This window comes from Georgenia daeguensis (genome assembly GCF_039537705.1).
In the GTDB taxonomy this organism is placed as follows: Bacteria; Actinomycetota; Actinomycetes; order Actinomycetales; family Actinomycetaceae; genus Georgenia; species Georgenia daeguensis.
Genome location: NZ_BAABBA010000001.1, coordinates 183,190 through 202,200 on the forward strand (window position 1 = coordinate 183,190; position 19,011 = coordinate 202,200).

Consider the following 19,011-nt stretch of genomic DNA (forward strand, 5'->3'; position numbering starts at 1 on the left):
CGAGGTCACGCGACCTCGGCCTCGGCCGACCGTAGCGCGGCAGGACCAGCGACCGTGGCGCCCACAGCGCGCAGCACGAACTCCTCGGTCGCGGCGATGAACGCCGAGCGGCCCGGCTCCTCCTGCGGTCCGCGGCGCCCGCTCAGGCAGGCGTGCACGAGCGGCACGACGGCGTCGAGGTCCTGGGCCGGGATGGCCCCGGCCTCGATCGCGCGGGTGAGGATGTTGCGCAGCAGGCTCTCGACCTGACGGACGTGCGCGCGCAGGTCGCGGGCCGCCCCGTGGGAGACCACCTCACGCAGGTCCGGCCCGGGGGCGAAGTGGTAGGACGGGGCGAGGGCCAGCTGCTGGCGGACGTAGACGCGCAGCTGCTCCACCGGTTCGGCGACCTCACCGAGCGAGGACTCGAGCGAGCGGACGTAGGACGACGTCTCGTGCTCGATGAAGGCCAGGAGCAGAGACTCCTTGTCGGGGAAGTGGTTGTAGACGGCCGTACGGCCCACGCCGGCCCGCCCCGCGATGTCCGCGAGCGAGATGGCGTCGAAACCGCGCTCGGTCATGAGTTCCGACAGCGCTGCGAAGAGCGCCGCGCGGGTGCGCTCGCGGTGCTCCGCGAGGGAGCCGCCGATGATCTTGGGCATGGGACAGATCATGCCACTTGCTGACGAAGATGTACGAATCGTCGTGAAGAAGTCACCGGGACTGTCGTGAACGACCTGTCAGCCTGTCGTCACAGGACCCGGGAGGCCCGCCTTTCCCGCGCGTCGCCCGTCATGCCCTAATCTCCGATCAGGACCGCCCGAAAAAAGGAATCGCATGACCGCCCCCGACCATTACTCCGCCTACGACGCGAGCAGCCCGGCGACCGCCCCCGAGGTCCTCGCGCAGATCGCCGAGCACCGTCCCGAGCTGCGTGCCCTGGTGGCGGCGAACCCGTCGACGCCGGAGCCTGTCGCGCAGTGGCTGGGCGGGCTCGGCGACGTCGCGGTGGACGCGGCGCTGCGTCGTCGAGCGGGCGACCACTCCTTCGCCGGGCCCTCGGAGGGGAGCGGCGACGTGGCAGGTGGCCCTGGCGAGGCGGATCGGTGGCAGCAGCCTGACGCCGGGCCGCAGGTGGCGTACGGCCAGCCCAGCACGTTCGCGAGCGGCTACGGCCAGCAGCCGGGGGACGCCCAGCAGCCCTTCGCTCATCAGCCCTTCGGTCAGCCGCAGCCCGGCGCCTCCGGTCGGCCGTACGGCCAGCAGCCGGGCGCTTACGGTCAGCAGCCCTTCGGTCAGCCGCAGCCCGGCGCCTACGGTCAGCCGTACGGCCAGCAGCCGGGCGGGTACGGCCAGCAGGCCGCGTACGGCTTGCCGGGCGGGCCGGTGGCCGGCCCCTGGACCACCGCGCAGCCGAACAGGTCGGGGTCGGCGGTGAAGTGGATCATCGCCGGGGCCGTGGTGGTCATTGCGCTCGTCGTCGCCGGCATCGTCGCGCTGTCCACCCTCGGAGGCGACGCGTACGGCGACGACCCGGCGCTCGACGCCCTGTGGGACGCCTGCGAGGCGGGCGACGCGCAGGCCTGCGACGACCTCTACATGGACTCGCCCCTCGGGTCCGAGTACGAGGAGTTCGGCGGCTCCTGCGGTGGGCGCTTCCCGGGGACGGACGAGTACTGCACCGAGCTGATGTGACCGTGTGGCGCGACGGCTCAGGCCGTCGCGTCCCGCAGCGCCCTGACGATCGGACGGTCCGGCTCCAGCCAGTCGAGATCCTCGAGGGCCTCGCGACCCACCCAGCGCAGCTCGGCGTGGTCCTGCAGGGGCGCGGCCGCGCCGTCGGTGATCTCCGCCAGCCAGACCCGCATCCTCAGGTGGTCCAGGATCGGCCAGTCGGCGCCGTCGTCGGCCGGCACCTGCGGGCCGAGGCGAACCTGGACCCCCAGCTCCTCCGCTAGCTCGCGGTGCAGCGCGGCCACCGGACTCTCCTCCGGCTCGACCTTGCCGCCAGGCAGCTCCCACTTGCCGGCCAGCGCGGCGGGGGCGGAGCGGCGGGCGCACAGCATCGACGTCGGCCGGTCGAGCGAGTCGACGATCGCCGCGGCGACCACGAGCCGCCGGGGCTGCGCGGCGGTGCCGTCGGCGGCTTCGGCGTCGGGTGCGGCCCCGCTCACACCAGCCTCGCGGGGAAGCCGCCGGTGGCGACCGGGCCCCACGACTCCACGGTGACCCGCACGAGGGACTTGCCCTGCTGCTGCATGGCTCGCCGGTACTCGTCCCAGTCGGGGTGCTCGCCGGCGATCGAGCGGTAGTACTCCACGAGCGGCTCGAGCGCCTCCGGCAGGTCCAGCACCTCCGCCGTGCCGTCCAGCTGGATCCAGGGCCCGTCGAAGTCGTCCGAGAGCACGCACAGGGAGGCGTGCGGGTCGCGCCGGAGGTTCACCGCCTTGGCTCGCTCGGGGTAGGTGGACACGACCACGCGGCCCGCGTCGTCGAGCCCGCACGTGACCGGGCTGAGCTGTACGCCGCCGCCCGCACGGTGGGTGAGCAGCACGGCGTGGTGCCGCGCGGCGACGAACTCCTGCATCTCCTCGCGCGAGACGGTGGTCGCGGTCGCGATCTTCCTGGCCATGACTCCGGAGCCTAACGGGGCTGGGACACCGCCTCCGTCGCGCAGATGGGTCCAGATCGGTCGCGGGGCTCCCGCGTGACGCGGCGAGGGGCTCCCGCGTGACGCGGTGGCGGCGTTCTGGGCGGCGGCGTGCTACGCGGCGGCGGCGTGGGGCGCCAGCAGGCTCTCGACGGCACGCCACTGCTGACCGGCGCTGCGCCGGCCGGGGCGGTGGAGGTCGCGGACCATGATCCCGCGCGCGGCGAGCTGGCGGCGGAGCAGCTCGGCGTCGCCGTGGGCGCCGTCGGTCAGGGCGGCGGAGCGTGCCTCGAGGAGGCGCAGGTCGGAGGTGGTGAGCCCGCTCGCCGGGCACACGGGGGCGAACGCCTCCTCGTGCGGGTCCTCGGTGAGCGGCTCTGGGTACCCGTGCGCGTCGAGCGCGCGGCGCAGCGCGGCGCGGTCCACGTCGAGCCGGACCCGGGCCAGCTCGACGGTGCCGGGGCCGATCAGCACGAGGTCCTCGGCCAGCACGACGGCGGAGACGAGGTGGCGCGGCACGCTGACCCGGGCGTCGTCCCACTCCAGGGTGAGGGAGCGGCGGCTGACCCGGGCCCGCAGGGACTCGCCGTAGATCGTCACCGCGAGCAGGACTCCCACCAGGCACCCGAGGCCTGCCATGACGCCGAGCGCCACCGGCTCGCCCACGTGGGTGCCGGCGCCGAGCAGGCCGTCGAAGCCGGTGCTGGCCTGCGCCAGCCACTCCAGGCCCAGGCCGGCCAGCAGGCCGAGCAGCAGCCCGGCGGTGGGGTGGCCGACGAAGAGGGCGGTCCGCAGACGACGGGGAAGCCGGACCGACGTGGCGCCGCCCATGTGTGCCTCCTCATCCCGTGCCGCGGCGCGAGCCGCCCGACACGCCAAGCGTGCCGTGCGGGATCGGGCCGGTGCATCACCTTTTGGGATGAAAGAACCCTGATCCTCTGCTGCCCCGGTCGTAGGGGTCTCCCCCTAAGGTGCCGCGCCGCCGGCCCCTGAGGTCCGAGTCCCACGGACGTGGACCACCGGCCGGAACTGCGCCGTCGCCACCCTCCGACGCCGGGCCGACGGTGGCGCGCCGGCCATCGCGCCGAGCAAGAGCTCCCGTGTCGAGCCAGAAGGTTCAAACAGGCAGTCTGGGCGCAGAACCTCTTGCCCGGTGGGTGATGACGGCGCGGTGGGTGATGACGGCGCGGCGGGTGCCGGCACGCGGCGGGTGATGACGCGCGGCGGGTGGTGGTGGGGCACCGGACGACGGAGACCGGGCGTGCCGAACTACGGCAGGCGGCGGTCACCGGGGCGCTGCACGCGCAGCCACCGGTAGCCGTACCCGTCCAGCGCCAGCTCCACGCGGCGGCGCTCGTCGAGGCGGCACTCGCCCTCCTGGAGCAGGTCGACGAGCAGGGTGCCCTCCTCGTCGTCGTCGAGGGTCAGGGGCACCACCACCGACTCGGGGTCGAGGTTGTGCAGCAGCACCATGGATGCCTCGTCCCACGTGCACCGGTGCGCCAGCACGGCGGTCACCGGCTGCTCGAGGACACGGAAGTCGCCCCACCCCAGCTCCGGGCACTCCCGGTACCGCTGGGCCATGAGCGTGATGTGCCGCAGCAGCGAGTCCGGGTCGTGCCGCGCCGACGCGACGTTGACGTGCTCGGGCCCGAAGCCGCCCGTGACGATCGGGGCGACGAGCTTGCGCGCGGGGGCGGTGGAGAAACCGGCGTCCGGCTCGGCGGTCCACTGCATCGGCGTGCGCACGGCCATGCGGCCCGGCAGCTCCAGGTTCTCGCCCATGCCGATCTCCTCGCCGTAGAAGAGCACGGGGGTGCCCGGGAGCGCGAAGAGCAGCGAGTAGGCCATCTTGAGGCGTCGCGGGTCGCCCTCGAGCATGGTCGGCAGCCGGCGCTTGAGGCCCCGGCCGAAGAGCTGCATCTCCGGCTCCGGGCCGAAGGCGGCGAAGACCTCCTGGCGCTCGTCCTCGGAGAGCTTGTCGAGGGTGAGCTCGTCGTGGTTGCGCAGAAAGTTCGCGTACTGCGAGTCCGGCGAGATCCGGTCCAGGGGGCGCTGCCGCAGCGCCTCGGCCAGCGGCCGGGCGTCGGCCCGCGCCATGGACAGGTAGATGGCCTGCATGCCGACAAAGTCGAACATCATGGTGAGCTCGTCGCCGTTGGTGCCGCCGAAGAACGCCACCTGGTCCTCGAACGGGACGTTGACCTCCCCGAGCAGGATCGCGTCGCCGCTGCGGCGCTGGAGGAACTGACGCAGGGCGCGCAGGTACTCGTGCGGCTCGGAGAAGTCGTGCTTCTCCCGCTCGGACATCCCGAGGTCGTTGAGGAAGAACGGCACCGCGTCCACCCGGAAGCCGTCGATGCCGAGCTGGAGCCAGAACCCCATGACCTTGGCGATGGCGTCCTGGACCTTGCGGTTGGCGATGTTGAGGTCGGGCTGGTGCTTGTAGAAGTGGTGCAGGTACCACTCGCCGGTCTTCTCGTCCTTCTCCCAGATGGAGTCCTCCTGGTCGGGGAAGACCACCTGGTCGGAGGTGTCGGGCGGCGGGTCGGAGCGCCACACGTAGTAGTCGCGGTAGGGGTTGTCCTTGCTCTTCCGGGCCTCCTTGAACCACGGGTGCTGGTCCGAGGTGTGGTTCACGAGGAGGTCGACGATGACCCGAAGGCCGCGGTCCTTGGCGGTGCGGACCAGCTCGACCACCTCGCCGTGGGTGCCGAGGCGGGGGTCGACGCCGTAGAAGTCGGAGACGTCGTAGCCGTCGTCCTTGCCCGGAGTCGGGTAGAAGGGCATGAGCCACAGGCACGTGACCCCGAGCTCGGACAGGTAGTCCACGCGCTGGGCGAGGCCGGCGAAGTCGCCCACGCCGTCGCCGTCGGAGTCGAAGAACGTCTCGACGTCGAGGCAGTAGATGACGGCGTTCTTCCACCACAGGTCGGAGGTGTCGGTGATGCGCACGGTCAGGACTCCTTGAGGGCGGGGAGGACCTCGGTGGCGGCAACGTCGAGCCACCGGGCCTGCTGCTGGCCGACGAAGTGCAGGTAGATCTCGTCGAAGCCGAGGGCGGCGTACTCGCGGATCCACTCCACGTGCTGCGCCGGCTCGGCCGAGACGCGCACCGCGCCCTCGACCGTGGCCACCGTGACGTCGCGGCTCGCGGCGTCGAAGTGCTCAGGGGTGTCGGCGTCCAGGCTGAGCGGGGCGTCGAAGACGTTCGAGCGCCACTGGTCGTGGGCGATCGCCTCGGCCTCCGAGCGGGTCGGCGCCCACGACAGGTGCAGCTGGAGCGCGAGGGGCCCGCGGCCGCCGTTGTCGCGGTAGGCGGCGACCACCTCGCGCAGCTTCTCGTGGGGCTGGTTGATCGTGATCATCCCGTCCGCCCACGCGGCCGCGCGCGCCGCGGTGGGCGCGGTGATCGCCGTCGCCAGCAGCGGCACGGGCTCGGCGGGCACGTCGTACAGGCGGGCCCGGTCCACCCGCACCAGGCCGTCGTGGCTGACGTCCTCCCCGGCGTGGAGGCGCCGGATCACGTCCACGCACTCCTCCAGGCGCCGCACACGGGTCTCCTTGTCGGGCCAGCGGTCGCCGGTGATGTGCTCGTTCATCGCCTGCCCGGACCCGAGCGCCACCCAGTACCTTCCGGGAAACATCTCCCCGAGGGTGGCGGTCGCCTGGGCGACGATGGCCGGGTGGTAGCGCTGGCCGGGCGCGTTGACCGAGCCGATACGCAGCGACGTCGTCGCCAGGGCCGCGCCGAGCCAGGACAGCGTGAAGCCCGAGTGGCCCTGCCGGGAGCTCCACGGGAAGAAATGGTCCGAGGACATCGCCATGTCGAAGCCGGCGCGCTCCGCGGCCTGGACGTCAGCGAGCAGCTGGCTCGGCGCTATCTGTTCGTGCGAGCAGTGGAAGCCGTAGGTGGTCACGGCCCCTTGTCTATTGCCAACCGGGCAGGTCCGCCTCCCGAGCGCCCGCCGGTGCGCGGGATCGCCGCTCCTCCGGGGGAGGATGGGACCCGTGGGAGAGACCATGGACGACGTCGGGGCCTGGCTCGCGCAGGCCTGGTCCCGCCTCCAGCCCGGCCCGGTCCCGGCCGAGAGCCCGGTGGTCCTCGCGGTGGTGCTGGCCGCCGTCGTCGCGGCCGTCGCGCTGCCCCCGCTGTGGCGCCACCTGCGGGTGGTGGTCACGGTGGTGCACGAGCTCGGCCACGGGCTCGTCGGCGTCCTGCTCGGGCGCCGCTTCACGGGCCTGGTGCTCCGCGCCGACATGTCGGGCCACGCGGTCACGGTCGGGCGGGCCCGCGGGGCGGGGCGGGTGGCCTCGACCTGGGCCGGCTACCCGGCCCCGGCTCTGGTCGGGGCGGTGCTGGTGCGCGCCGCCGGCACGGGCTGGGCGCCCACCCTGCTCGGGGTTGCCGCCCTCGTGCTCCTGGTCTCGATCCTGCGGGTGCGGTCCTGGTACACCGCCCTGGTCATGGTGTTGCTGACGGCCGGCACGGGCGCGCTCTGGTGGTGGGGGAGCGCGCCGCTGCAGGCGGCCCTGCTCCTCGGCGTGGGCCTGTTCCTGCTGGTCGGGGCGTGGCGCCACCTCGGGGCGCTCCTGGGCAGCCGGTCGCCCGGGTCGGACGCCACCGTCCTCGCCGGCCTGACGCGGGTGCCGCGCTGGTGCTGGATCCTCAGCTTCGCCGTCGTCCTCGGGCTCGCGACGTGGTTCGCGCTGGCCCCGTCGCTGGCGCTCGCCGGTCTCGCCTGAGTCCGGGCGGAGGCCGCCTGGAACCGTCAGACGTCTGACAGTTCCGACCCACGGTCAGCGTCCGAACGCCTGGCCGCTCGCGAGAGCCGAACCCGACCTCAGCCGCGCGCCGGCGTCGCGAGGACGGTCGCGAGGGAGTCCAGCGCGCCCGGGACCAGGGCGTAGTGCACGTTCACGCCGCGCTTGTCCCGCGTGAGGATGCCGGCGTCGACGAGCACCTTGAGGTGGTGGGACACCGTCGGCTGGCTGAGCTGGACCGGTTCGGTCAGGTCGCACACGCACATCTCGCCGTCCGGGGCGGCCGCGATGAGGGAGAGCAGGCGAAGACGGGTCGGCTCGGCGAGTGCCTTGAGGCGCGCGGCGAGCTGGAGGGCGGCGTCGTCGGCGATCGGTTCGTGGACGAGCGGCGCGCAGCAGGGCTCCGCGGCCAGCGGCAGGGATGGGAGGGTGCTCATGGGCGTCACGATACGCGTCAAGATTGATCGCTGTCGATATTGACGAGTGTCGATACCTGTGCCATCGTCCATACATCGACGACGATGGATGGAAGGATCTCTCGATGGATGGGACGGACGACCTGCGCGAGCGGGTCAGGACCAGGTACGCGGCCGCGGCGACGGCGGTGCGCGCCACGGGGGCCGGGTGCTGCGGCGACACCGCCGCGGGCGGGTCCGGATGTTGTGGCGACACCGCCACGGGCGGCTCCGGGTGCTGCACCCAGGACGCCACCGGCACGGACGAGACCTTCGGTGCGCGGCTCTACGACGCACGGGACCGCGCCGCGCTCCCCGAGCCGGCCGTGCTCGCCTCCCTCGGGTGCGGCAACCCGGTGGCGGTCGCCGACCTCCGCCCCGGCGAACGGGTGCTGGACCTCGGCTCGGGCGGTGGCATCGACGTGCTGCTCTCCGCCCGCCGCGTCGGCCCGGAGGGCTTCGCGTACGGCGTCGACATGACCGAGGAGATGCTCGAGCTCGCGCGAGCCAACGCCGCCGAGGCCGGCGCGACGAACGTCGAGTTCCTCGCCGGCACGATCGAGGACGTGCCGCTGCCCGACGCGGCCGTTGACGTGGTCATCTCGAACTGCGTCGTCAACCTGTCCGGCGACAAGCCGGCCGTGCTCGCCGAGATGTTCCGCGTGCTCGTCCCCGGCGGCCGGATCGGCGTCAGCGACGTCGTCGCCGAGGACCACCTCACCCCGGCCCAGCGGGCCGAGCGGGGCAGTGACGTCGGCTGCATCGCCGGCGCGCTCTCCCGCGCGGAGTACCTCGACGGCCTGCGCGCCGCCGGCTTCGTCGACGCCGAGGTCACCTTCACCCACGAGGCCGCCCCGCAGATGCACGGCGCGATCGTCCGCGCCCGCAAGCCACTCACCACCGACAGCACCAAGGAGCAGCTCCGATGAACGACATCTGGCTCTATCTGCACGACGTCCGTGCGCGGGACCTGGAGGAGGAGGCGCGCCGCGCGATGCACCGGCGAGCGGCCGGCGAGCTGCGGCGTCGCGAGCGGGAGCTCCCGCGACGCGCCGCCTGGGCCCGGGTGGCCGGCGCGCTGCGCGGTCGCGAGGCGCGGGTGGCGGACGCGCTGCGCGAGCGTGACGCGTCGGCGGTGCCGTGCCCGGCCTGCTGACGGGGGCCGGCAGCGCGGGACCACGGTCGACGGTCGGTGGGGCGGCCGGGGCCGGAGAGGGTTGGGGCCCGGAGACGAGAGGAGCCGCACCGATCGTCCGGTGCGGCTCCTGCCTCTGCTCGAGAGCGGGTGACGGGAATCGAACCCGCGCTATCAGCTTGGGAAGCTGATGTTCTACCATTGAACTACACCCGCAGCGCGCCTCGTGAGCGCGCCGCCACTATACCCAACGACGGGTGCGAAGTACGAAATCCGGCCCCGGGGCGCGGCGTGACCTGCGCCGCAACGGACCGGCCGACGCCCCGCGAGGACGTGACCGTGCGCCGCGACGTCGGCCCGGACGGTCGCCGGACGGGCCGCCGGGCGGTGGCAGGATGGTCGCCGTGCTGCTCTCCGACCGTGACATCCGTGCTCAGCTCGACTCCGGCCGCGTCCGGCTGGACCCGTACGAGCCCGAGATGATCCAGCCCGCGAGCCTCGACGTGCGCCTCGACCGCTACTTCCGGCTGTTCGACAACCACCGGTACCCGGTCATCGACCCGTCCCAGGACCAGCCAGAGCTGACCCGCCTGGTCGACGCCGGACCGGACGACCCGCTGATCCTTCACCCGGGCGAGTTCGTGCTCGGGGCCACCTACGAGCAGGTGACGCTGCCCGACGACATCGCGGCGCGCCTGGAGGGCAAGTCCTCCCTGGGCCGCCTGGGCCTCCTCACCCACTCCACGGCCGGCTTCATCGACCCCGGCTTCACCGGGCACGTGACCCTCGAGCTCTCGAACACGGCGACCATGCCGATCATGCTGTGGCCCGGGATGAAGATCGGGCAGCTGTGCTTCTTCCAGCTCTCCTCGGCGGCCGAGCACCCGTACGGCTCCGGCGCGAAGGGCTCGCGCTACCAGGGCCAGCGCGGCCCCACCGCCTCGCGCTCGTACCTCAACTTCCACCGGACGCCGGTCGAGTGAGCGCGCCGCTCGTCCGCACGCTCGCCGAGCCGCACCACCTGCTGGTGCTGCCCGCCGACATTCACCCCGACGAGCTGGAGGCGCTCGCCGTCTCCCGCAGCGAGACGGCGTCGTGGGCGGGCGACGCCGACCTGCGGCTCGCCCCCGGTGTGCACCTGACCGGGCCTTGGTCTCTGGACGCCGACCTCCGCGCGGCCTTCGACCTGCCCGCCTGGTCGGCAGACGCCTATCTCCTCCGGTGCCCCGTCCAGCGCGGCGGACCGCTCCCGGCCGAGCTGCGCGGGATCGACCCGCTGCTGGACGCCTTCCCGGAGGGCGTCCCCGTGGGCGTCGAGCAGGAGTCGCTCGACCACCTGCGCGCCTTCGCCCGCCGCCTCGGCGGGGCGCTGCGCCTGGCCGGCTCGGGCGCCGTCGTCGTGCCCGACCCGGAGGCGGCCACCGACCTCACCGTGCTGGCCCCGGTCTGGCTCGACCACGACGCCTGCCTCCAGGTGCTTCAGCAGTCCCTCCCGCACGTGCGCTCCCTCCTCGACGACGTTCCCGACGCCGCGGCCGCGGACCTCCAGGGCTACGGGATCGTCTCGGAGCTCGCCGGCGGTGATCTGGTGGAGCTCATCGCCTCCGGCTCCGCCCGCACGCCCACGGTGCTGCGCGGCGAGGAGTGGGCGGCCGACGGCGTCGTCACCTACGAGCTGCGCTGGCGCCCGGCCCACCCGGAGACGGCCTTCGCCGCGCGCCCGCCGCTCGGGCAGCGTCGTGCCCGGGCCGAGGCCGCCGACCTGATCGAGCGGGCCGCCGTCGCGCTCCACGCCGTCGTCGGCGGCGAGATCAGCGACGACGACGGCTTCCTCGTGGACCCTGCGGACCTCGACGGCTGAGTCGCAGGACCGACACGCCCAAGGCGACACGCCCGAGCGCTGAAAATCTGTCCTGACGCTTGCGCCGCCGTCGGGTGACGCGATCGTGGCGCGATTGGCGGGTGTCGTCGCAGGTGAGCGGCGTACCAGTGGACCGCTGAGAAGTCGCCGAAAGGTCACTGGACGTCGCGTGCCCCACGCACGGTGAAGCGATTGTGGCGCGTTCGGGTGGCGCGGTTCGTGGAGCGGTGCCTACCGTCTAGTCCGAGGCCAACCTCGAGCGCACTTCACCCGAGAACGGTGCAGCAAGCGTTGTGAACTTCCGAACCAGAAGGAGTGCATCAGCTGATGGTTACCACTGAGCAGGTTCAGAACCTCATCGACCGCAAGGCCACCGTGTACGCGCAGGACGGCGACAAGATCGGCACCGTGGGCCAGGTCTTCCTGGACGACGAGACCAACACCCCGAACTGGGTCACCGTCAAGACCGGCCTCTTCGGCACGTCGGAGACCTTCGTGCCGCTGGACCGCGCGACCGTCCAGGGCGACGACGTCCATGTGCCCTACACCAAGGACCAGGTCAAGGACGCGCCCCGGATCGACGTCGACCAGCACCTGAGCGTCGAGGAGGAGGACGAGCTCTACCGCTACTACGGGCTCGAGACCGGCTCCGCGTACGGGACGGCCGGCTACGACACCACCCGCACGACCGACTACGACACCACCCGCACGGCCGACTACGACGCCACGACCGGCGTCGCCGGCACCCGGGGCACCGCTGACCTGGACCGCGACCGCGACGCCTCCGTGGTTCGCTCCGAGGAGCAGGTCGACATCGGCACCCGGCGCCGCGAGGCCGGCAAGGCCCGGCTGCGCAAGTACACCGTCACCGAGCACGTCACCAAGACGGTCCCGGTCACCCGCGAGGAGGTCCGCGTCGAGCGTGAGCCGATCCGCCCCGGGGACACCACCGCCGGCGCCTTCGGCGACGACGAGGCCGAGGTGACGCTGCACGAGGACGAGGTCGTCGTGGACAAGGAGACCGTGCCGGTCGAGCGCGTCAGCCTCGACAAGGACACCGTGGTGGAGGACCGCCAGGTGAGCGAGGAGGTCCGCAAGGAGCGGGTCGACGCCGACATCGACGCCGACCGCGACCTGGACCGCGACCGCCGCGACCGCATCTGACGAGACGCCTGACCCGAGAGCCGCCACCGAGCGGCACGGTCTGAGAGCGAGGGCCCGGCCACCGGCCGGGCCCTCGCCGCGCGTCAGCGGCGCTGAGGCAGGGCGCGCCTCGCCCTGGCCACGAGGATCAGCACCGGCACCACGCACAGCCCGGAGACGACGGCGAGGCCGGGGAAGTCCGCGACCGCCAGCAGCGGGCCGGAGACGATGGCGCCGACCGCCGCGGCCGCGTTCATCAGCGCGTCACCGGTGCCCTGCACGAGCGGGCGCGAGCGGGCCGGCACCGACTGCGACAGCAGCGCGGAGGCGGGCACCGTCACCACCGACCAGCCGAGGCCGAGCAGGAACAGGCCGGTGGCCACGGCGGTGGTGGAGGAGGCGCCGAGCAGGTTGACCGCCGCGGCGAGCATCAGGACGAGCTGGCCGGCCACGATGGTCGGCACCTGGCCGAAGCGGTCCGCCGCGGCGCCGACCACCGGCGCGAGCGCGAACATGCCCAGCACGTGCAGGCTGATGGTCAGCCCGACCACGCCGACGCCGTGCCCGAGGTGGGCCAGGTGCACCGGCGTCATCGTCATCACGGAGACCATCGCCACGTGCGCCAGCACCAGCGACGCCAGCGCCAGCGTCCCGGCGGGCGAGGCGCGCACCTCCCGCATCGCCGCCGCCACGCCGGCCTTGCCGGGGACCGGGGGACCGCCCCCGGGAACGGCGTCGACGGCGGTGTGCCGCTGCGCCGTCAGGAGCGGGTCGGGCCGCAGCCCGAGCGTGACGACAGCGGCCGTCACGGCCAGCAGCACCGCGCCGATCGCGAAGGCCCCCGCCAACGGAGCGAGCCCGAGCCGCTCCTCGACCCACTCGCCGGGCACCCCGAGGTTGGGCCCGACCACGGCCCCGAGCGTGCCGATCCAGACCACCAGCGCGAGGCTGCGCGCCCGGTGCGCCGGCTCCGCGAGGTCGGTGGCGGCGAACCTCGACTGCAGGCCGGCCGCCGTCCCGGCGCCGGTCCCGAGCATGCCGAGCACGAGGAGCACCGTGGAGCCGGTCTGGGCCGCCCCCACCAGCAGGACGGTGCCGAGGGCGGCCACCGTCCACGCGAGGGTCAGCGACCCGGCACGCCCCCACCGCGCCGCGAGGGCGCCGAGGGGGAAGGCCGCGAGGGCGGCACCCACCGTCGTCGAGGACCGGGCGATCCCGGCCCACGTCTCCGACTGCGTGACCTGCTCGGCCAGGAGCACCCCCACCGAGGGGGCCGCGCCGATCCCGAGGGTGCCGAGCACCTGCGCGACCAGCAGGGTGGTCAGCGTGCGACGGCGCGCGCTGACGACCTCGGGCAGCTCCAGCCACGCGCCGCGCGGCTCCGGGTCGCTCACGCGCGCTCCTCGCCGCGCCGGACGCCGGCGAGGAGCAGCTGGGCCACGTCGAGGACCTCGACGTCGTCGCCGTTGGCGGCCACGCCGTCGGAGAGCATCGTGGTGCAGAACGGGCACGCGGTGGCCACGGCCGAGGCGCCCGTCCCCGCCGCCTCGCGGGCGCGCTCGACGTTGACGCGGGTGCCGATCTTCTCCTCCATCCACACCCGCGCCCCGCCGCCCCCGCAGCACATGGCGTCCACGCCCGACCGGGGCATCTCGGCCACCTGCACGCCCTCCAGCGCGCCGAGCAGCTCGCGCGGCGGGGCGTAGACCTGGTTGTGGCGGCCGAGGTAGCAGGGGTCGTGGTAGGTGACGGTGCGAGCGTCGTCGGCCCCGGGCGGGGGCGGGACCGGGCGGAGCCGTCCCTCGCGCACGAGGCGGTTGAGGAGCTGGGTGTGGTGGAGCACCTCGTAGCGCCCGCCGAGCTGGGGGTACTCCCGCGCGAGGGTGTTGAAGCAGTGGGCGCACGTGACGACGATCCTCGTGGCGCCGGCCTCGGCGAGGGTCTCGACGTTCTGAGCGGCGAGCATCTGGAAGAGCAGCTCGTTGCCGGACCGGCGCGCCGGGTCGCCGGTGCAGGACTCCCCGTCGCCGAGGACGGCGAAGGTCACGCCCGCCGTGTGCAGCAGCTCGGCGACGGCGCGGGTCGTGCGCCTCGCGCGGTCCTCGAAGGCACCGGCGCAGCCCACCCAGAACAGGTAGTCCACCTCGGCGGCGGACTCGACGTCGGCCCCCACCACGGGCACCTCGAACTCCAGGTCCTTGGCCCAGTCGAGGCGCTTGCGCGGCGCCATGCCCCAGGGGTTGCCCTTGGACTCGAGCTTCTTGAACATCTGGCCCAGCTCGGCCGGGAACGCGGAGGCCATGAGGACCTCGTGCCGGCGCAGGTCGAGGATGTGGTCGACGTGCTCGATGTCCACCGGGCACTGCTGCACGCACGCCCCGCAGGTGGTGCAGGCCCACAGCACGTCGGGGTCGATGACGTCCGGCACCAGTGCGGAGGGGACGGCGGCGACCCCGTCCGGCCCGGTCGCGCCGGCGGCGACGAGCGCGCCGAGGACGTCCCCGGTGTGCGGGCGGAAGCGGTCGTGCCCGGCGAGGGCGGCGGCGACGCCGGAGCCGGCCGCGTCGGGACCGGCGGCGCGAGAGCCCGCGGCGTGAGAGCCCGCGGCGACGCCGGAGCCGGCGGCCCCCGGCCCGTCCGGGCCGGAGGACCCGCCGGAAGCGCGAGCCGCCCGCAGGAACGGTGCCGAGGCGGCCGCGTGGTCGCGCAGCGCGAGCGTGAAGAGCTTGGGGGAGAGCGGCTTGCCGGTGTTCCAGGCCGGGCACTGCTCCTGGCAGCGGCCACACTCGGTGCAGGTGGAGAAGTCGAGCAGCCCCTTCCAGGTGAAGTCCTCGATGCGGCCGACGCCGAGCGTGGCGTCCTCCGGCAGGTCCTCGAGCGCCGCCACGTCCAGCTCCTGGCCGTCGACGACGACGGGCCGGAGCGGACCGAGGGCGGGTGCGCCGTCGGGCTCCCGGCGGGCGTAGACGTTGACGACGGCCAGGAAGCGGTGCCAGGCCACGCCCATCGTGGGCTGGAGCCCGACGACGGCGAGCCAGGCCAAGGAGACGAGGATCTTCACGGCCGCCACCGCGGCGATGGCGCCCGCGAGGACACCACGGTCGGTGCCGGCCAGCAGCTCCCCGAGCCAGGCGGTGAGCGGGAAGTGCAGCGGCGTCGCGAGGGCCGCCTCGGCCGGGCCGCCCCCCGAGAGCCACGCGTGCTCGAGGGCGCGCAGCGCCAGCACGCACACGACGACGGCGAGGATGACCGCCTCGACGACGTAGGCCTGCCAGCGGGTGGAGCCGAAGAACCGCGAGCGCCGGGCTCCCTCGACGGGCTCGTCGCGGTCCGGCTGCGTCCGCAGGCGCAGCAGGATCAGCCACAGGATGCCCGCCAGGCCCAGCCACGCGATGGTCTCCGTCAGCCACTCCCACGGCGGGAGGTGCCCGACCAGCGGCAGCGTGAAGCCCGGGTCGACCAGCTGGCCGTACCCGGTCACGAGGGTGAGGAACAGCACCGGGAAGGACACCATCACGGCCCAGTGCGCCACGCGGACCGCCGGCCGGTGCTGGAACCGCCCGTGCCCGAGGACCTCCGAGACCAGGGTCAGGGTGCGCCGCCCCGCCGGCGCGAGCCGACCGGGTGCCGGGCGCCCGACGCGGACCTGCCGCACGATCGCCGCCGCCCCCCGGACGAACACGGCGAGCGCGGCCACCGTCGCGAGCGCGACGATCACGAGCAGAACGGTCTGCAGCACGGCGATCCTTCCGGCCGGTGGGGCCCCTCGCTCGGGGCACGGCACACGGTACCGCCGCGCGCCGACGCCCGGACCAGCCGCAGGTCCGCCCTGCGACGGTGACGAACACCCCAGGGCCGCCCGGCACTCCGTTGTTAAACTGGCCCAGATCCCCTTGTCCGCACCGTGCTCGGTGCCTGGGCCTTCTCGTCCACCGGGTTGTTCGGGGGCGTACTGACCTGACCGCATACCGAGCTCCTGGAGCGGCCCGTGCTACAGCTGCTGGCGATCCACGTGGTGGCGGCCCTGCTCGCGCCCGTGGTCGTCGGCCGCTTCGGCCGTCGGGCGTTCATCGGCCTCGCCGCGGTGCCGGCCTCCGCGGCGGTGTGGGCGGCGACGCAGACGCCCCGCGTGCTCGCCGGGGACCACCCCGTCCAGTCGGTGCCGTGGGTCCCCGCGCTGAACCTCGACCTGGTCTTCCGGCTCGACGTCCTGTCCTGGCTGATGGTGCTGGTCGTCGGCGGCATCGGCGCGCTGGTCCTGGTCTACTGCGCCGCCTACTTCTCCGCCTCCGCCACCGCCCTCGGCCGGTTCGCCGGGGTGTTCGTGGCGTTCGCCGGGGCGATGCTCGGCCTGGTGATCACGGACAACTCCCTGATGCTGTACGTGTTCTGGGAGCTCACGACCGTCTTCTCCTACCTGCTCATCGGCCATTACCACGAGCGCCAGTCCTCCCGGCGCGCGGCCATGCAGGCGATCATCGTCACCACCCTCGGCGGTCTGGCCATGCTGGGCGGGCTCATCGTCCTGGGCGAGATCGACGGCGGCTCCTACCTGCTCAGCGAGCTCGTCGCCTCGGCCGCCGCCGACCAGCTCGGAGCCGGCGCCCACCCGGCGCTGGTCCCGGTCGCCGTCGGCGCCGTGCTCCTCGGGGCGCTGAGCAAGTCCGCCCAGGTCCCGTTCCACTTCTGGCTGCCGGCCGCGATGGCCGCCCCGACGCCGGTCAGCGCCTACCTGCACGCCGCCGCCATGGTCAAGGCCGGCGTCTACCTGGTCGCGCGCCTGGCCCCCGGCCTCGCGGACCAGGCGGTGTGGCGCTGGATGGTGATCGGCCTCGGCGTGCTCACCATGCTCGTCGGCGGCTACCGCGCGCTGCGCCAGCACGACCTCAAGCTGATCCTCGCCTTCGGCACGGTCTCCCAGCTGGGCCTGATCACCGTGCTCGTCGGGCACGGCGACCGCGCCGTCGCCCTCGCCGGCCTCGCCATGCTGCTCTCGCACGCCCTGTTCAAGGCGTGCCTGTTCCTGCTGGTCGGTGTCATCGACTGGTCCGTCGGCACCCGCGACCTGCGCCAGCTCTCCGGCCTGGGGCGGCGGATGCCGGTGGCTGCGGCGGCGGCCGCGCTCGCCGTCGCCTCGATGGCCGGCGTGCCGCCCACGCTGGGGTACGTCGCCAAGGAGGCGGCGCTCGAGTCCCTGGTGCACCTGGGCACCGGCACCGACCTGTGGACCCTCGCGGCCGTGGCCGTGGGCTCGGTCCTGACACTCGCCTACGGCCTGCGCCTGTGGTGGGGCGCGTTCTGGGACAAGCCCGGCGTGGAGCAGCGGGAGGCCCAGCGCACCTCCCGGCTGATCATGGCGTCCCCGGTGGTGCTCGCCGTCCTCAGCCTCGCCGCCGGGCTCGTCCCCGGCACGGTCGAGCGTTCCCTCGCGCCCTACGCCGACACCTACCCGGGCGAGGCCGGCCACCTCACGCTCTGGGGCGGGTTCGGGGTCCCGCTGGCGATCACCGCTGCCGTCCTCGTGCTCGGCTCGGCCATGTTCGTCTGGCGCCGGCCGGTCGAGCGGTTCCAGCGCTCCTTCCGCGACGTCGAGGGCGCCGAGGGCCTGTACCGCAGGTCCCTGCGCGCGTTGGACAACGTCTCCGCCGACGTCACCGCGCTCACCCAGCGCGGCTCGCTGCCCGCGTACCTCTCCACGATCCTCATCACCGTCCTGGTCGTGGCCCTCGGTGCCGTGTCGGTCGGCGGGGTCGCCTGGCCCGAGCGGTTCCGCGTCTGGGACAGCCCGGCGCAGCTGGCCACCGCCGTCGTCATCGCCGTGGCCGCCGTCCTCGCCGCCCGCGCCCGCCGCCGCCTCAAGGCGGTGCTCCTGCTCGGCGTCTCCGGCTACGGCGTCGCCCTGCTGTACGAGCTGCACGGCGCGCCCGACCTGGCGCTGACGCAGGTGCTGGTCGAGACGGTCACGCTCGTCGTCTTCGTCCTCGTGCTGCGCCGCCTGCCCGCGTACTTCTCCAACCGGCCCCTGGCCACGTCCCGCTGGTGGCGGGCCATCCTGGGCGTCGTCGTCGGTCTGACCGCCGCGCTGCTCGGCGTCCTGGCCGCCGGCGCGCGCGTGCACGCGCCGGTCTCCGTCGCCTACCCCGACGAGGCGTACCAGTACGGCTACGGCAAGAACATCGTCAACGTCACCCTCGTCGACATCCGCGCCTGGGACACCATGGGCGAGATCTCGGTGATCCTCGTGGCGGCCACCGGCGTCGCGTCCCTCGTCTTCCTGCGCACCCGCATCGGCCACATCGACCGCGCGGCCGATGCCCGCCGGAGCCCGGTCTGGACCCGGGGCGCCGGGGAGAGCGACGGCGGTGCCCGCCTGCGCCGCGGCATGCTCGACCGGCCGAGCCCCGGCCGGGTCCCCGGCCGCGGTCGCACCTGGCTCAGCGCCGGGTCCACGGTCCCGCCCCAGCGGCGCTCCGTGATCTTCGAGGTCGGCACCCGGATGGTGTTCCACACCATGCTGGTCTTCTCGGTCTTCCTCCTGTTCTCCGGCCACAACGCACCCGGCGGCGGGTTCTCCGGCGGCCTCGTGGCCGGCGTCGCGCTCACCGTGCGGTACCTGGCGGGCGGGCGCTACGAGCTCGGTGAGGCCGCCCCGGTCCACCCGGGGCACCTGCTCGGCAGCGGGCTCTTCCTCTCGGCCGGGGCCGGCGTCGTGCCCGTGCTCTTCGGCGGGACGATCCTGCAGTCGACCGTCGTGGACCTGACCATGCCGATCTTCGGCGACGTCCACCTGGCGACCGCCCTGTTCTTCGACATGGGCGTCTACCTCGTGGTGATCGGGCTCGTGCTCGACATCCTGCGCTCGCTCGGGGCCGAGGTGGACCGCCACGGCGAGATCGAGGGCAACCAGGCCCCCGACGTCGCCTACGACGACCCCGCCCGCATCCGCGACGACGCCGCCCCGGCGCCCGACGCGCGCCGCGAGGACGAGGCCCTGATCCCGCGAGGAGGTGCCCGGTGAACATCG

17 protein-coding genes and 1 tRNA gene are annotated in these 19,011 nt (G+C 73.8%); 8 read left to right on the top strand and 10 right to left on the bottom strand.

Annotation, left to right across the window (positions count from 1 at the left end; genetic code table 11):
- Positions 1-5: 5 nt before the first annotated feature.
- Positions 6-641: a TetR/AcrR family transcriptional regulator gene (locus ABD774_RS00890; RefSeq protein WP_345036577.1), complete on the bottom strand. Its 636-nt coding sequence runs from the start codon at positions 639-641 to the stop codon at positions 6-8.
- A gap of 175 nt (positions 642-816) precedes the next feature.
- On the opposite strand from ABD774_RS00890, the gene ABD774_RS00895 reads away from it, so the two are divergent.
- Positions 817-1,674 (top strand): variant leucine-rich repeat-containing protein, encoded by an 858-nt coding sequence (locus ABD774_RS00895; protein WP_345036579.1) that lies wholly within the window; start codon positions 817-819, stop codon positions 1,672-1,674.
- 17 nt (positions 1,675-1,691) lie between these two features.
- Here ABD774_RS00895 and ABD774_RS00900 read toward each other — a convergent pair whose 3' ends face one another.
- The 5 genes from ABD774_RS00900 to ABD774_RS00920 form a co-directional block, all read right to left on the bottom strand.
- Entirely contained in the window at positions 1,692-2,153 is a 462-nt protein-coding gene (locus ABD774_RS00900) for a (deoxy)nucleoside triphosphate pyrophosphohydrolase (protein ID WP_345036581.1), read from the bottom strand.
- The gene (locus ABD774_RS00905) at positions 2,150-2,611 is read right to left on the bottom strand and encodes a PPOX class F420-dependent oxidoreductase (RefSeq protein WP_345036583.1); all 462 of its coding nucleotides are present in this window, start codon (positions 2,609-2,611) and stop codon (positions 2,150-2,152) included. The genes ABD774_RS00900 and ABD774_RS00905 overlap by 4 nt, the downstream gene beginning before the upstream one ends.
- Positions 2,612-2,743: 132 nt before the next feature.
- Positions 2,744-3,460, bottom strand: a complete 717-nt coding sequence (locus ABD774_RS00910; RefSeq protein ID WP_345036587.1) for a YqeB family protein — start codon at positions 3,458-3,460, stop codon at positions 2,744-2,746.
- A 438-nt stretch (positions 3,461-3,898) separates the two neighbouring features.
- On the bottom strand, positions 3,899-5,584 hold the full coding sequence (locus tag ABD774_RS00915) for an alpha-amylase family protein (protein ID WP_345036589.1): 1,686 nt from the start codon (positions 5,582-5,584) through the stop codon (positions 3,899-3,901).
- 2 nt (positions 5,585-5,586) lie between these two features.
- Positions 5,587-6,549 carry a TIGR03885 family FMN-dependent LLM class oxidoreductase gene (locus ABD774_RS00920; RefSeq protein WP_345036591.1) on the bottom strand — a complete coding sequence of 321 codons (963 nt, stop codon included), beginning with the start codon at positions 6,547-6,549 and terminating at the stop codon, positions 5,587-5,589.
- A 91-nt stretch (positions 6,550-6,640) separates the two neighbouring features.
- Between ABD774_RS00920 and ABD774_RS00925 the strand changes: the two genes are divergently transcribed.
- Positions 6,641-7,375, top strand: coding sequence for a M50 family metallopeptidase (locus ABD774_RS00925; RefSeq protein ID WP_345036594.1), 735 nt, complete (start codon positions 6,641-6,643; stop codon positions 7,373-7,375).
- A 98-nt stretch (positions 7,376-7,473) separates the two neighbouring features.
- On the opposite strand, the gene ABD774_RS00930 is transcribed toward ABD774_RS00925, so the two are convergent.
- Positions 7,474-7,830 carry an ArsR/SmtB family transcription factor gene (locus tag ABD774_RS00930; RefSeq protein WP_345036596.1) on the bottom strand — a complete coding sequence of 119 codons (357 nt, stop codon included), beginning with the start codon at positions 7,828-7,830 and terminating at the stop codon, positions 7,474-7,476.
- Between the two features lie 104 nt (positions 7,831-7,934).
- On the opposite strand from ABD774_RS00930, the gene arsM reads away from it, so the two are divergent.
- Together arsM and ABD774_RS00940 are read left to right on the top strand one after the other, a co-directional pair.
- Positions 7,935-8,777, top strand: coding sequence for an arsenite methyltransferase (arsM, locus tag ABD774_RS00935; RefSeq protein ID WP_345036598.1), 843 nt, complete (start codon positions 7,935-7,937; stop codon positions 8,775-8,777).
- Complete coding sequence (locus ABD774_RS00940) at positions 8,774-9,004, top strand: hypothetical protein (RefSeq protein WP_345036601.1); 231 nt, start codon at positions 8,774-8,776, stop codon at positions 9,002-9,004. The genes arsM and ABD774_RS00940 overlap by 4 nt, the downstream gene beginning before the upstream one ends.
- A 124-nt stretch (positions 9,005-9,128) precedes the next feature.
- Here ABD774_RS00940 and ABD774_RS00945 read toward each other — a convergent pair.
- Positions 9,129-9,199 (bottom strand) — tRNA-Gly (locus ABD774_RS00945).
- Positions 9,200-9,387: 188 nt separating this feature from the next.
- Between ABD774_RS00945 and dcd the strand changes: the two genes are divergently transcribed.
- The 3 genes from dcd (at position 9,388) to ABD774_RS00960 (ending at position 12,008) form a co-directional block, all read left to right on the top strand.
- Positions 9,388-9,966 carry a dCTP deaminase gene (dcd, locus tag ABD774_RS00950; RefSeq protein WP_345036952.1) on the top strand — a complete coding sequence of 193 codons (579 nt, stop codon included), beginning with the start codon at positions 9,388-9,390 and terminating at the stop codon, positions 9,964-9,966.
- Entirely contained in the window at positions 9,963-10,844 is an 882-nt protein-coding gene (locus ABD774_RS00955) for a hypothetical protein (protein WP_345036603.1), read from the top strand. The genes dcd and ABD774_RS00955 overlap by 4 nt, the downstream gene beginning before the upstream one ends.
- 327 nt (positions 10,845-11,171) lie before the next feature.
- Positions 11,172-12,008, top strand: a complete 837-nt coding sequence (locus ABD774_RS00960) for a DUF2382 domain-containing protein (protein ID WP_345036605.1) — start codon at positions 11,172-11,174, stop codon at positions 12,006-12,008.
- 83 nt (positions 12,009-12,091) lie between these two features.
- On the opposite strand, the gene ABD774_RS00965 is transcribed toward ABD774_RS00960, so the two are convergent.
- Together ABD774_RS00965 and ABD774_RS00970 are read right to left on the bottom strand one after the other, a co-directional pair.
- The gene (locus ABD774_RS00965) at positions 12,092-13,381 is read right to left on the bottom strand and encodes an MFS transporter (RefSeq protein ID WP_345036609.1); all 1,290 of its coding nucleotides are present in this window, start codon (positions 13,379-13,381) and stop codon (positions 12,092-12,094) included.
- Entirely contained in the window at positions 13,378-15,732 is a 2,355-nt protein-coding gene (locus ABD774_RS00970; RefSeq protein ID WP_345036955.1) for a heterodisulfide reductase-related iron-sulfur binding cluster, read from the bottom strand. Before ABD774_RS00970 ends, ABD774_RS00965 begins: the two co-directional genes overlap by 4 nt.
- A 243-nt stretch (positions 15,733-15,975) precedes the next feature.
- On the opposite strand from ABD774_RS00970, the gene ABD774_RS00975 reads away from it, so the two are divergent.
- On the top strand, positions 15,976-19,005 hold the full coding sequence (locus ABD774_RS00975; RefSeq protein WP_345036611.1) for a Na+/H+ antiporter subunit A: 3,030 nt from the start codon (positions 15,976-15,978) through the stop codon (positions 19,003-19,005).
- Positions 19,006-19,011: the final 6 nt, after the last annotated feature.

Bases quoted from the DNA above. Each gene is read 5' to 3' on its own strand.
- ABD774_RS00910 (WP_345036587.1), bottom strand. From the start codon at position 3,460: ATGGGCGGCGCCACGTCGGTCCGGCTTCCCCGTCGTCTGCGGACCGCC.
- ABD774_RS00960 (WP_345036605.1), top strand. From the start codon at position 11,172: ATGGTTACCACTGAGCAGGTTCAGAACCTCATCGACCGCAAGGCCACC.
- ABD774_RS00940 (WP_345036601.1), top strand. From the start codon at position 8,774: ATGAACGACATCTGGCTCTATCTGCACGACGTCCGTGCGCGGGACCTG.
- ABD774_RS00890 (WP_345036577.1), bottom strand. From the start codon at position 641: ATGCCCAAGATCATCGGCGGCTCCCTCGCGGAGCACCGCGAGCGCACC.
- ABD774_RS00905 (WP_345036583.1), bottom strand. From the start codon at position 2,611: ATGGCCAGGAAGATCGCGACCGCGACCACCGTCTCGCGCGAGGAGATG.
- ABD774_RS00930 (WP_345036596.1), bottom strand. From the start codon at position 7,830: ATGAGCACCCTCCCATCCCTGCCGCTGGCCGCGGAGCCCTGCTGCGCG.
- arsM (WP_345036598.1), top strand. From the start codon at position 7,935: ATGGATGGGACGGACGACCTGCGCGAGCGGGTCAGGACCAGGTACGCG.
- ABD774_RS00895 (WP_345036579.1), top strand. From the start codon at position 817: ATGACCGCCCCCGACCATTACTCCGCCTACGACGCGAGCAGCCCGGCG.